The following is a 13,499-nucleotide window of genomic DNA, read 5'->3' as shown; positions in this document are numbered from 1 at the left end:
CTGCGATAATGGCTGGTGTGGGCTTGATTGAAAGTTTACTTACTTTAACCCTTGTAGATGAAATTACAGAAACTAGGGGAAGTGGAAATAAAGAGTGTATAGCCCAGGGTGTAGCAAATGTTACCACCGGATTTTTTGGAGGTATGGGTGGATGCGCCATGATCGGTCAATCCCTTATCAATGTAAATGCTGGAGGAAGAAACCGACTTTCGGGGATTGTGGCAGCGCTAGGTCTGCTTACCTTTATTTTATTCTTTTCTTCTTATATAGAAATGGTGCCTATGGCAGCCCTCGTAGGGCTTATGTTTATGGTGGCCATCGGAACTTTTGAATGGGCCTCTCTAAGGGTATTTAGAAAAGTGCCTAAATCAGATGTCTTGGTGATGATCTTGGTAACCCTTGTCACAGTATTCCTTCACAACCTCGCCTTGGCTGTATTGATAGGGGTGATCATCGCGGCTTTGGTATTTGCCTGGAAAAATTCAAAAATGATCCGTGCCAGAAAGCGAATGGATGAAAACGGAATCAAGCACTATGAAATCTTCGGTCCTTTGTTTTTTGCCTCAGTAACCGCTTTCGGGGAGAAATTTGACCCACTGAATGATCCTGATGAAATCATTATAGATTTTGAGGAGAGTAGAATAGTGGACCATTCCGGATTGGAAGCTGTACATAAAGTGACTGAACGCTACAATAAATTAGGAAAAACTGTTTATGTAAGGCATTTAGACTCATCAAGTAAAGCATTGCTTCACAAGGCTAGCCCTATAATTCATGTAAATTATAAAGAGGATGATCCTGATTTTATGCACGCCGATGAAAAAGTGCTGAAATAGCATAAAACTAAACTGAAATTATTGATCCGGATTGATTTACTCAGTCCGGATTTTTTTGTTTAGGGCCCTTTGCTTTATCAGTAATGGCTGATAATTCCGGCCATCTATTTTAAAGTTCAGCTTTAAAGCATAATCAGGGTTAATTTTTTTTATTTAAACTATGAGACGGTGGGTTTTTGTATGATTCTCAGAGGCTAAATTTAATTTTTAGAGGTTTTTAGATAAAAAATAAAGCCAATGTTTGCATGAGATTTAAATATTTAGTTAATTATAATCTTTCCAAATATTCTTTAAAATAATATTAACCCTTTAGCCAATAAAAGACATGAACAAAACACTCTTATTTTGTTCCCTTGTAATCCTTTCCGCTTGCGGTGAAGAGACCAAGGAGAAAGAGGAAATCCCTATGGAGACTTTCAGGGATGAAGTTCAAGCCACTTCCGTAAAAGTGGGCTTGTCAGAAAAAAAGTCTTTTGATTACCTAATCAATGCGACCGGAAAAATTGAAGCTGAAAATCAAGTAATGTCTGTGGTTGAACGAAGTGGCTATTTAATAGATTTAAAGGTAGAGGAAGGACAACAAGTTAAGGAAGGGCAGGTGATTGCCTTATTGGACAAAACCGATAGTCAGCTGGAATGGGAGAAAGCTCAGGTAAATTTGCGTTCTTCTCGAGCTGAATATGAGAGCCGAAAAATTACCTCTACGGTTGAAACTACTTTTTCTGAAGATTTGGATAAAGAGGCAAGAGATGAATATTGGAGGGCTTCCAGTGGCTTATTGGCCGCGGAAATTGCAGTGAGAGAGGCAGAAATTAATCTAGACAAGACGGAAGTAAAAGCACCAATATCCGGAGCAATAGCAGATTTAAAGTTAAAAAAGGGTAGTTTGGTGAGTGCAGGAGATGAAATCTGCTTGGTGTTAAGCACTTCCTTATTGGAGATGAAAGTCAAAGTTTTGGAATCGGATATTTCCTTTGTGAAAAAGGGGCAAAAGGCGGAAATATATCCTGTCTCCGGATTAGGGGATAGTATTACCGGTTCAGTGGTTAGCATCAATCCAAAAGTGGATGAAAACGGACTGGTTCAAGTTACTTTAAAACTAAGCAAAGGAGGGGGTTTATTGCCTGGGATGAATGCCAGAGCAGTGATAAGAGCTCCTCAAAATAACAATTTGGTGGTGCCAAAAGAAGCTGTAGTATACCGTTCCGGTAGGCCTGTAGTCTTTACCATAGATAATAATGAGGCCATTTGGAATTATGTGGAGGTGGGGAAAGACAATGGTAGAGAAGTGGAGGTTTTGGATGGCTTGGAAGCTGACCGAACAGTGATTGTTAGCAATAATGTTCAATTGGCCCATCAGGCTCCTGTCCAAGTTTCAACAGAATAGGATATGGTAAAGTTTTTACTCTCACGTCCCATAGCTGTCGGCATGACATTTTTGGCCTTGCTTATTTTCAGTGTAATAATGTTTAGGACACTGCCGATCTCTTTGTTGCCACCCATAGATGTGCCGCAAATTATCATAAAGGTTAATTATCCCAATACCTCCCCCGAATCCATAGAGCGAAATGTTTTGAAACCCATTCGAGAGGGCATGGTAACCTTAAATGGACTTCAAGATATAGAAAGTAAAGCAGGGTCTGAAGTAGGAAATGTGCGTTTGACTTTTGATTTTCAAACAAAAATGGAGTTGGCCTATATAGAGGTCAATGAAAAAATTGATCGACTGACCAATAGTTTGCCCGATGACATGCCCAGACCACAGGTTGTCCGGATCAACTCCAATGATATTCCTATTGTTCGACTGCAAATCGTTCCAAACGAAGGGGTGGATTATGCGGAAGTTTCATTGCTTACAGAGAATGTAATCAAAAAGCGCTTGGAACAACTGGATGGTGTTGCTCTTGTAGACATAAATGGGCGCCAGGAAAAAGCCATTTCTGTAACACCCAACAAAGCTGTAATGTCGGGTTTGGGTTTTAAAGAATCCGATTTAGTTCAGGCCATTCAGGACGGAAACAGAGAGCTTCCCGGAATTAGCGTAGAAGATGGACAGTTTAGGTATTATTTGCGTTTGGCCAGCAAGCTGGAGACGGCAGAAGACGTGGGGAATCTGCCTGTAAGGGGCCCCGAAGGAAATACTGTTTTACTATCAAAGATTGCAAAAGTTAACCACACCCTATCCAGTCCAACCGGGTATCATTTATTTGATGGTAAAGAAAGCTTGGTGGTAACAGTGCATAAACAGACAGCAGCCAAAATGAACGAAACCATGCCCCTAATATATGAGGCGGTAGAATTGTTTAAAGAAGATTACCCACAGGTAAATTTTGAGTTGACACAAGATCAATCTTCCCTTCTGAATGCTGGAGTCAACAACCTCCAAACCAGCTTGTTTTTTGGTGGATTGTTTGCCTTTGCTATTCTGTTTGTGTTTATGGGAAATTACCGCATGCCGATTATCATAGGGATAAGTTTGCCGGCTTCTCTGGTGATTAGTTTTATGGTCTTCTATTTTTTTAATATTTCCATAAATGTGATTTCCCTTAGTGGGCTTGCTCTCGGTTTAGGGATGCTAATAGACAATGCCATCATTGTTTTAGACAATATAAATCGAAAACGAGAGGAGGGACTTCCCTTATTTGAGGCTTGTGTGGTTGGGGTTAATGAGGTGCAGTCCGCACTTATCAGTTCTGTGCTCACTACCCTTGCAGTATTTGTGCCCTTGGTGTTTTTAAGTGGGGTAGCAGGAGCATTGTTTTATGATCAAGCTGTATCTGTTGCCGCTATTTTATCCGTCTCATTATTGGTGGCTTTTATTCTGCTCCCCTTATTGTATTTTCTTTTATTTAAGAACAAAGCCAAAGGTACTTTCAAAGAGGATAGTCGCCTTTTTAAAGGAATGCTCAAAGGGTATAAGATACTGTTTAAAAGGTTTTTTTCAAGGCCGGGTTTGTCATTGGTGGTATTGTTCCTATTGATACCTTTACTTTTGGCATCTGTACAGTTTTTAAAAGTAGAAGGTTTACCAGCCATTGAAAAGTTTGATGTATTGATTTCATTAGATTGGAATGAACCAATCAATGCAAGCCAAAACAAAAATAGAATTCAGCATTTACTTGAGCAATTGGAAGGGAAATTTACAGTGGCAGAAAGCGATGTGGGATTAAGGCAATTCATCTTGTATGAGGGAGAAAATGCTATTCAGCAGGCAGATCTTTACTTAATGTTTGCCAATCAAACTGACAAAGAAAATGTTGCAAGGCAGCTTCAGCAATTCTTCCTCAGGCAATACCCTCAGGCCAGTATAGAAATAAAAGACGCCCCCAACGCCTTTGATCAGTTATTTAGTTCAAATCGTCCAAATTTCGAAGTGCGATTTATGAATTTAGAAACAAAGAGGCCGGTAGGTCCCAATCAAATGAATGCATTAATGGAGGCATTTCCCGTTAAAGATTGGTCTAAAGGACCAGGTCTACAAGAGGGGGCATCTGTAATTTTTAAGACTGATCTTGAGAAATTAGCACTCTATGGTCTCGATGTCAATCAGTTGATTACGGCTATTGAGCGTTTATTTGGTGATTATTTGATTACAGATATTCGACAATTTGGAGAGATCATCCCTATACGCTTGAAAAATGATCAACTTGATTTTCAATCCCTCCTGAGGAGAAATTTTCTATATGGTGAAGAAGGGGTTCCTTATGCATTAGATGAGTTTATTTCTTCTGCTTACGATACCCATTATAAGTTTGTAACAGCAGATAGGTCCGGTATTTTCCAATCCGTAAACCTCCATGTTCCAGAACCGACAAACCATGAGGAGGATATTCGTTCATGGGCAGTAAATAAAAATCTTTCAGTGAATTTTACCGGTCAGTATTTCGAGGATCAGGAAACCATAAAACAGCTAATGGGTATTTTAATGGTTTCTATTTTATTACTTTACTTTATTCTTGCGGCACAGTTTGAAAGTTTTTTACAGCCACTTATTGTAATATTTACACTACCCTTAGGTGTAGGAGGGGCTTTCTTGGTGTTATGGCTAACCGGAACCTCTCTGAATGTTATGTCAGCCATTGGTTTGGTGGTAATGCTTGGAATCATGGTCAATGATGCGATACTTAAAATAGACACCATCAATAGACTAAGGGTAAATTATCGAGCAAATGGAATTTTGGGTAAAGAGGCCCTTACCAAGGCATTGTACCATGCAGGAGAAATTAGACTTAAGCCCATTGTGATGACATCCATCACCACGATTCTTGCGTTGGTGCCGGTGGTGTTCAGTGCGGGTTTGGGAGCAGATTTGCAAAGACCCCTTGTCTTTTCAGTAATCGGCGGCCTTACCATAGGTACTTTTACAGCATTGTATTTTGTTCCGCTGGCCTATTATTTTCTTTCCGGCGAGCGTGGTTCAGTGAAATTTCAATAACGAATAGTGGTTTAACGTGGATTTTTGACCTTCTAGGGTCTTGTCTTAGGCTTTTTTTAATTCGATAACGGTGATTTCAGGCCAGATCCCTACTCTTCCGGCAAAAGCATGGAATCCAAAACCTCTGTTTACATAAAGGTATTTCCCTGTTTGCTCTGCGATTCCCGCCCAGTTGGTGTACCTGTATTGTGCCGGGCTCCATCGGATAAATGGCGTCTCAATGCCCATCTGCATGCCATGCGTATGTCCACTCAATGTCAAATGGATGTTTTTGGGATGGTTTTTAACTTGTTCGTCCCAATGCGTAGGGTCATGCGAAAGCAGGATTTTAAAGTCTTTTTCCGGTACATTTTGTAGGGATTTTTCAAGGTCTCCCTTAGATTGGAAACCAATTCCCCAATTTTCAACACCAAGCAGGCTTATTTTTTGCCCGTCTTTTTCTATGGTTCTGCTTTCATCCAAAAGCAGATCAAAGCCCATCAACTGATGCTTGTTTTTTAATGATTCCAGGTTTTGGGCTTTTGCTTCAGGACTTGGCCAAGAAGTGTAGTCTCCATAATCGTGGTTGCCTAAAATAGAGAATTGACCATATGGGGCTTTGATTTTTGAAAAAACATCCAACATTGGATCAATTTCATTGGCCTTGTGATTGACCAGGTCTCCTGTAAATACAAAAAGATCAGACTGCTGAGCGGCAGCCATTTCTGCCCCTTTTTTTACAGCTTGAATATCTTTAAAACTACCGGCATGAATGTCTGACAACTGAGTGATGGTAAACCCATCAAAGGCCTCCGGCAAATCTTTAAAGTAAAGGGTTTTTCTGATCGTTCTAAAGGCATATTTCCCTTTAACAATCCCATAAATAAAGCCTGTCATAGGTATGGCAGCCACAGCAAACGCCAACTGGCTAACAAATTTTCTTCGAGAAACCAATAATGTGCCTTCATTGGAATAATTGGTAGCATATCGGTAAACAGAGCCCAAGCCCCTAATTAGGTCTTCACCAAATAAGAAAAGGACTACGGTTAGTTGGGTAACAAGAATAACCAAAAACCAATTGAGAGATTGCTGTGAAGAGGAGGAAATTTTGCCCTCTTGCATAATGGTGTAAAACGTATACCCAAACCACATGGCGATTGCAGCAGTTAGAACCCAATAGACCGTTTTTCCCTGCGCTAAATAAGCTGAAGGTAAAATGGTTTTGATTCCTTGAAATACATACCAATCCAGAAAAAATATTACGGATAGTAAAACGATGATAAATATTGTGCCTCCCACTTTTTTCATAGAATTTTTTGTGTTATTCTATTAAACTGAAAGCAGGTTAAAAAGGTTAATAAAATTTTGTTTTATTGGGTTTGTTTTAGAAGAAATGGATTTTTGTTTTAAATCTGATGGATGCTGACCGAAGTTTGTAATGTTGAAGGCTTGAGGTTTTCTCCGCCAAAGGTTCCGTGCACAGGAAGCGTATTTTCGGGGAGAAAACTTGAAGCAAGGGGTATGTAATGTTCGTCTACCATAAGCCCCAGGCTAGGGTCCAACCCTACCCATCCTGCACCGGGAAGATAAGTCTCAACCCAAGCGTGAAGTTCATGCCCTTCTTCCAGTTCGGGATTAAAGGCATAACCGCTGACAAATCTGGCCGCCAAGCCTACATGCCTCAACATTTCCATCAGCATAAAGGAAAGGTCTCTACACGACCCTTTTCCGGCAGCAAAAGTCTTGGCAGCAGACCAAAGATTTTCTTCTTCCCGAATGATATGGTGCCAATCGGCATGAATGGCAGCATTCAATTGAGTCAAAAATTGAATGGGATCATTGGATTTGAGTTTCTCTAGCGCATAGCTTTTTAGTAAATTGTTTTTATTGTGTGCCAAAAAGGCTGCCAATAGGGGCAAGTTCTTGGGCCGGTAAGAAAAAGGTTTTTCACTTTCAGGATTAAATTGTTGTAAAAACCATTGATCCATTAAAAACAGGAAAGGGTTGAAATGTTTTGTGTTGACCTGAAAATTCAATTGAATCTCCATGGATTCAGTTTCTCCTGTAAACCAAGCTTGAAAATAGGGATTGCCTTCAATGCTGTACCTCTCGTTGATCCCTTCAGGTTTGGGGTCGATTTCCAATGAATACGCTTCGACTTCCAAATAATTTCGCTGGAGGGGTTTCAGGTAAAAATGATGAGGATTTAACCTGACAAGTTTTTGGTATTCATAAGTTGTGATATGTTGAATTTTCAGGCGCATAATAGTTTATTTGACCGATAAATTCCAATACTATCAAACCCTTTCCAAGAAGTGATTTTATCAGCCGGAAGAGGCATTGCTACATTTGTCGGTGGTACTTACTTATCTTCCTTTTTGGGCAGAAAAGCTTTTTTTAAGATCTCTGCCGGTAAGTCATGAATGACATTTTTTAAAGAATCGTTCCAAAATTCAGAAAGGTGATTTAATTCGTGTTGTTCAAATCGGTTTTCTACAATATTGTAACTATCATTTTCTAAGATAACAGTATCTATCGGATAATCAACATCATTGGAGCTGATTCTAGTGGCGTCGAAAGCCAAAAAAGCACTTTTAAGTGCCAACAATAAGGGCTCCTCATACTTTAAAGAACGCTTAAGGACGGGGTTACCAAAGCCGGTGTTTCCGATAATAACAAACGGAGTTCCCTGTCTAATTTCAATCCAATTGCCTTGAGGGTAAAGTAAATAGAGTTTGGGTTCTTTGTCCTCCTCGAGTTGCCCACCAATGATTGAAAATAAATTAAAGAAAAAACCTGATTTTTCTAGAGAGTCTTTGTCTTCTTCCGCTACTCGCTTTACTTGATCAGCAAAGCCATTGACAGCTTTGTATAGCTTGTCATAGGTTGAATCATTTTTTTCAATTAATTCACCAAAATAGGTAATGGCTTTGTCTCTTACAGACCGCAAGCCGGAGGTCATAATAAAAAAAGAATGGTTTCTCCTATTAACTGTATATACTTTTTTTGAGGTGGTTGTATCATTACCTGAGGTAATCCTAGTGTCTGACAAACCTAAAATACCGTGTTTTGTTTTTATTCCGATGCAGAAAGTCATTCTTGTGCCATAGTTTGGCTGGCAAAGTTATCTTTTATTTGGAAATAATTGTCGTTTATTTTATTAGAGATATTATTAATTTTTATTTGTAAATGTTCTATGTATTCATGTAATCCGCTGGAAATAATATCGTTGACATCGTCAAATTCTAATTTTGATCGTAATTCTCCCATTGCCTTTTCAGCACTGTTGGAATACCCTTCACCGCTTGAATTTGAGATTTTGTACAAACATGTTTCTGCTTCTTTCAAGCAAAAGAAAACTGATCTAGGGAAGTATTTATTTAAAACCAAGAACTCGACTACCCCTGAAGGAGAAATGTTTCCATAAAGCCTCCGGTATGTGTTGAAAGCTGTAACAGACTTTAGTAAAGCCATCCAGTGAAGGAAATCCAATGGGGACCCCACTTCCTCGGCAGAGGGGAGGAGGATATGGTATTTGACGTCTAGAATCCTTGAAGTTTTGTCTGCTCGCTCCAAATATTGGCCCAGTTGTCTGAAGTGCCAGCCTTCTGTACGGGCAACGGTATTATCAGCCAGGCCGTAGGACAACAGTATTTGAGATTTTACGTCTTCAAAGAAATTTCTTGGGTCTTCCTTTTTCCAGATTTTTCCATTGGCAGCCTTGTTGACAAAATGATAGGTTTCATTTAGTTTTTCCCAGGTTTCTTTGGTAAGGTTTTCTCGTATCATTCTGGCGTTCTCCCTGGCATTAGAGACAGATGATATGATAGAATTCGGGTTGTTTTGATCGAAGGCTAAAAAATAGATAACCTCCTGCATGTCAAAGGTTTGGTTTCTGAATTTGTATTGTTCATGGTCCCCTGTAGCCATAATTAAAGGTTCCCATTGCTCCTTTAGGTCCGGCGGTGAGTCCAACATAAGGTTGAAATTTACATTGATAAATCTGGCATAATTTTCTGCTCGCTCCATGTATCTCCCCAGCCAGTAAATTGAATTTGCAACTCTACTTAACATATTGTTTCGTTTTAAATTAATATAGCACCCAAGTGTCTTTGCTTCCGCCACCTTGAGAACTATTGACAACAAGAGAACCTTTTTTTAATGCAACCCGAGTAAGGGCTCCGGGTATTACTTCTACTTCCTTTCCATACAATACATATGGCCTTAAATCTACATGTCTGCCTTCTATTGTTTTGTGATCCACTAAGGAGGGTACAGTAGAAAGGGATAATGTAGGCTGTGCTATGTAGTTGTTAGGGTTTTTCTTTACCAATTGTCTGAATTTTTCGTGCTCTTCTGCACTAACTTTAGGTCCTATCATCATGCCGTAACCGCCTGCCGCATTGGTCTCCTTCACTACAAGATCAGAGATGTTTTCTAAAACATGTGCCCGGTCTTTCTCTTCTCGGCACAGAAATGTTGGGACATTATGGAGAATAGGATCTTGATCCAGATAGTATTTTATTATTTTTGGCACATATGCATACACCGCTTTGTCATCGGCTACTCCTGTTCCCGGTGCATTGGCAAGGGCAATATTGCCGGCTTTATAGGCGTCGAAAAGACCAGGAACACCTAGCATTGAGTCTGGATTAAATGCCAGTGGATCTAGAAAAGTGTCGTCAAGCCTTCTGTAAAGCACATCGATTTGCTCCAGTCCTTTAGTTGTTTGCATGTAGACTTTCTTGTTTTGGACCAAAAGATCCATTCCGGAAACAAGTTCTGCTCCCATTTGTTGGGCTAGGTAGGAATGCTCAAAGTAGGCAGAGTTATATACACCTGGTGTTAGTACGCCAATAACCGGTTTGGGTTTGTCCGATAAGAATTGAAGCATATCCAAGAGTTGTGTTGGATAATCTGAAACAGGTCTTACCCCCAATTTATTGAATAGGTTGGGAAAGGCACTTTTTATGATTTCTCGACTCTCCAGCATATAAGATACACCGGAGGGACAGCGAAGATTGTCCTCTAAAATATAAAATTCTCCATTATTATCTCTAACCAAGTCTGTCCCTGTAATGTGACACCAAATGCCTTTTGGAGGGGTTAAACCTATACAGGGTTTTAAGAAATCCTTGCTTCCCAATATTAAATCGGCAGGAACAACTTTATCTTTAAGAATTTTTTGCTCGTTGTAAATGTCCTGAAGGAAAAGGTTTAAAGCAGTAATTCTTTGTTTCAGCCCATCGTTTATTTTTTGCCATTCATTGCCGGGAATAATTCGTGGAAGGATATCTAAATGCAGTATCTTTTCTACGCCTTCTTTGTCGTGGTAAACATTGAAAGTCATACCCATGGCCATTTGAGCCTTGTCTGCAGAGAATTGGAGTTGGTTGAGCTTTTTTGCTGAAATGTTTTCAATAAATTCTCCGAAGCTTGAATAATGTTCCCGTAATGTTCGGTCTTCATCATACATTTCATCGTAAAATGATTGTTGGTGTTCGTGGTTTACCTTCATCTTGGTTAATTTAAACAGTTGGTTTATTTACCTGAAAATTATAGAAGTTATAAAAATTAGGCAAAATATTTTATTTATACAAATAAATGGAAGTAGTTGTTGGTTTTTTAGAAAAACCACCTTTGGATTTCATACCCGCTTATTAATTATTTGTTTTGATATCAGTAATAAGTCTGGGGCTTGTTTTAAAATAATTTTGTCCCCGCTAGAAAAGTTGCTTTAACTCCAAATTAGAAGCTATAAAATAAATATTTAGGTAAAATTGTAAATGCGAGCAAGATTAACTAAATTATCAGGTGTAAAAAATGATACCTAAGTATTATAGGGCATTGGCTTTAGGGTTTATAGACTTGAAATTTCAGTAGCTTAAGAAGATAGTGGTAGGGCAAAAAAAACAGGTTCCGTGAAAAGGATGAAACTTGGAAGTAGGGCCATTACATTTATAACAATAGCAACATGGGTAGAAGACAAAATCCATTTGACAAATATAAGCGATACAAAATCTCTGGATTCATAGTGATTTTAGCGATGGTTTTTGCATGTGAAAAGGATGAAAAGGGTAAAGCTACAGTGCTAAAAAAATTAGTTCAATCCTCAAATTCTATAAGAATACCGATTGATTCATTGACAGATAATAGAAGCATGCAGCTGGCGTATCATCAGGAATCTAAAGATTGGTTTTTTAATCTAAATCCAAAAGCGAATGAGATTCAGATGTATGACATGGAGGATAATACCTTACGTAAAAGGTTAAGGTTCTCAGTTGAAGGCAACAATAGCGTAGGTCGGATTTTTTCATTCTACATCCATAAGTTAGACAGTATCTTTCTTTTTCAGCAATTTAGTCCAAATATATATTTAACGGACACAAGCGGATCGGTCAGAAAAAAAATCACAGTTCAGGTACCAGAGATGCATACTTCCCCTTTTGTCCATTTAACGTATTTTTCTTCTCCGGCGGTGCTAGAAGGAGAGGCTTTGGTGGTAAAAACTCGTCCTGCGGATGACCATAACCAAATTACAAATGATGTGTTGTCTAAAAGACATTTGACTTATAGCATCAACCTCAACAATGGAGAGACAGAGCTCTTGCCCCACAAATTCCCCAATAACTATTTGGTAGATGGTTATAGGTTTTTCGATTTCAGCTTTGCCAAAGGCTTAGACAAATGGGTTTATTCTTTTCATTCCGACCATGACTTGTATTATTCAGATGCAATGAATACTTCTTTAGCTTCAGTTTCTGCAAAAAGTAAGTACATTAACCGCTTTCAAAACTTCGTCAGGATCTAGAGAGGAGAATTATAGATATATTGCTAGTGCACCGAATTATAAGAGTATCCTCTACGATAAATTCAAAAACGTCTATTATAGGGTTTGTTATCCGGAAATAGAATTAACTAGTGAGGAGGAAATAATGAATTATAGATTCGATCCAAAGGTGTTTTCCATATTAATTTTAGACAGCGGGTTGAATGTTATTGGAGAAACCTTATTTGATAAGGAAAAATTTTTACCGGACAACCTGTTCATTACTGAAGCAGGAGTGTACTTGTCAAAAAACCACTCGGATAACCCGGATTTGGAAGAAGACTACCTGTCTTTTGCTTTATTTGAACTATTGGATCTAGAGTGAAATTCATGTTGATTAAACCCAAAGTAGGTAAGCCCTCTGCTAATAGGGGATGCATTTACTTTCTCAGGGATTAGGAACAGATATTCCCCCTAACTAAGCTCCGGCTGGAGGAAGTTTATGTTATACTATAGGGGAAAGAAAAAGCCTGTTGAAAGGAACAACAGGCTTAATAGAGTTTTTGATCTTATTTTAGGTTAATTTTTAACAAGAGATAGAATAAAGGCATATTCCATGGCCAATTCTTTCAAAGCGTTAAAACGACCTGAAGCACCGCCATGACCGGCCTCCATATTGGTGTGAAGCAAAAGTAAATTATTATTGGTGCGCAAAGCCCTAAGTTTTGCTACCCACTTGGTAGGTTCCCAGTACTGTACCTGACTGTCGTGTAGACCTGAGGTTACCAGTAAATGTGGGTAATCCTGTGCTTTTACATTGTCATAGGGTGAGTAAGAAAGCATATAATCATAGTAGCCCTTTTCCTTGGGGTTTCCCCATTCGTTGAATTCCCCGGTAGTCAAAGGAATGCTTTCATCCAACATAGTAGTCACCACATCTACGAATGGAACGGCAGCGACCACTCCGTGAAAGAGATCCGGCCGTTGATTGATTACAGCTCCTACAAGAAGGCCTCCTGCACTTCCTCCCATGGCAAAAAGTTTGCTTGGATGGGCATATTTTTCTTGAATTAAAAAATCCCCACAAGCGATGAAGTCTTCAAAGGTGTTGTTTTTCTTGAGCATTTTCCCGTCTTCATACCAGTGGCGTCCCAGCTCTTGACCTCCCCTGATATGGGCAATGGCAAAGACAAAGCCTCTGTCCAACAAACTCAACCTACTTGAGCTAAAATAGGGATCTGAACTCAGTCCGTATGAACCATAACCGTAAAGGAGTACAGGATTTTGACCTTCTTGGGCAAACAATTCTTTTTTATAGACTAGAGACACAGGAATTTCAGTTCCATCTTTAGCGCTTGCCCATATGCGTTCGGATTGGTAGTCCGCCGGATTATGACCCCCCACGACTTCTTGTCGCTTCATAAGGGTTTTCTCCCTGCTTTCCATATGGTAGTCATAGACTGAAGCAGGAGTGGTAAGG

Annotated in this window: 9 protein-coding genes and 1 pseudogene; 4 read left to right on the top strand and 6 right to left on the bottom strand. The window is 39.3% G+C overall.

Going from position 1 to position 13,499, the window contains the following annotated elements; all coding sequences use genetic code 11:
• From AAC037_RS07065 to AAC037_RS07055, 3 genes are all read left to right on the top strand, one after another.
• The coding region (locus tag AAC037_RS07065; protein ID WP_339902316.1) for a SulP family inorganic anion transporter at positions 1-836 on the top strand (836 nt) is incomplete at its 5' end.
• 325 nt (positions 837-1,161) lie between these two features.
• The gene (locus AAC037_RS07060) at positions 1,162-2,223 is read left to right on the top strand and encodes an efflux RND transporter periplasmic adaptor subunit (RefSeq protein WP_339902315.1); all 1,062 of its coding nucleotides are present in this window, start codon (positions 1,162-1,164) and stop codon (positions 2,221-2,223) included.
• A gap of 3 nt (positions 2,224-2,226) precedes the next feature.
• Positions 2,227-5,271 carry an efflux RND transporter permease subunit gene (locus tag AAC037_RS07055; protein ID WP_339902314.1) on the top strand — a complete coding sequence of 1,015 codons (3,045 nt, stop codon included), beginning with the start codon at positions 2,227-2,229 and terminating at the stop codon, positions 5,269-5,271.
• Positions 5,272-5,316: 45 nt separating this feature from the next.
• On the opposite strand, the gene AAC037_RS07050 is transcribed toward AAC037_RS07055, so the two are convergent.
• The 5 genes from AAC037_RS07050 to AAC037_RS07030 form a co-directional block, all read right to left on the bottom strand.
• A complete protein-coding gene (locus AAC037_RS07050) occupies positions 5,317-6,558 on the bottom strand; it encodes a metallophosphoesterase (RefSeq protein ID WP_339902313.1) in 1,242 nt (413 codons plus the stop codon).
• Positions 6,559-6,656: 98 nt separating this feature from the next.
• The gene (locus AAC037_RS07045) at positions 6,657-7,514 is read right to left on the bottom strand and encodes a transglutaminase family protein (RefSeq protein WP_339902312.1); all 858 of its coding nucleotides are present in this window, start codon (positions 7,512-7,514) and stop codon (positions 6,657-6,659) included.
• A gap of 98 nt (positions 7,515-7,612) precedes the next feature.
• The gene (locus AAC037_RS07040; protein ID WP_339902311.1) at positions 7,613-8,347 is read right to left on the bottom strand and encodes a peptidase; all 735 of its coding nucleotides are present in this window, start codon (positions 8,345-8,347) and stop codon (positions 7,613-7,615) included.
• On the bottom strand, positions 8,344-9,324 hold the full coding sequence (locus AAC037_RS07035) for an alpha-E domain-containing protein (protein WP_339902310.1): 981 nt from the start codon (positions 9,322-9,324) through the stop codon (positions 8,344-8,346). Before AAC037_RS07035 ends, AAC037_RS07040 begins: the two co-directional genes overlap by 4 nt.
• Before the next feature lie 16 nt (positions 9,325-9,340).
• Positions 9,341-10,768, bottom strand: a complete 1,428-nt coding sequence (locus AAC037_RS07030; RefSeq protein ID WP_339902309.1) for a circularly permuted type 2 ATP-grasp protein — start codon at positions 10,766-10,768, stop codon at positions 9,341-9,343.
• A gap of 456 nt (positions 10,769-11,224) precedes the next feature.
• Between AAC037_RS07030 and AAC037_RS07025 the strand changes: the two are divergent.
• Positions 11,225-12,404, top strand: a pseudogene (locus AAC037_RS07025) (DUF4221 family protein).
• A 194-nt stretch (positions 12,405-12,598) separates the two neighbouring features.
• On the opposite strand, the gene AAC037_RS07020 reads toward AAC037_RS07025, so the two are convergent.
• The coding region (locus AAC037_RS07020; RefSeq protein WP_339902308.1) for a prolyl oligopeptidase family serine peptidase at positions 12,599-13,499 on the bottom strand (901 nt) is incomplete at its 5' end.

Source organism: uncultured Cyclobacterium sp. (genome assembly GCF_963976465.1).
Lineage (GTDB): Bacteria > Bacteroidota > Bacteroidia > Cytophagales > Cyclobacteriaceae > Cyclobacterium.
The sequence above is the reverse complement of the archived record's forward strand: the minus strand, read 5'-3'. Positions and strand labels throughout refer to the sequence as shown.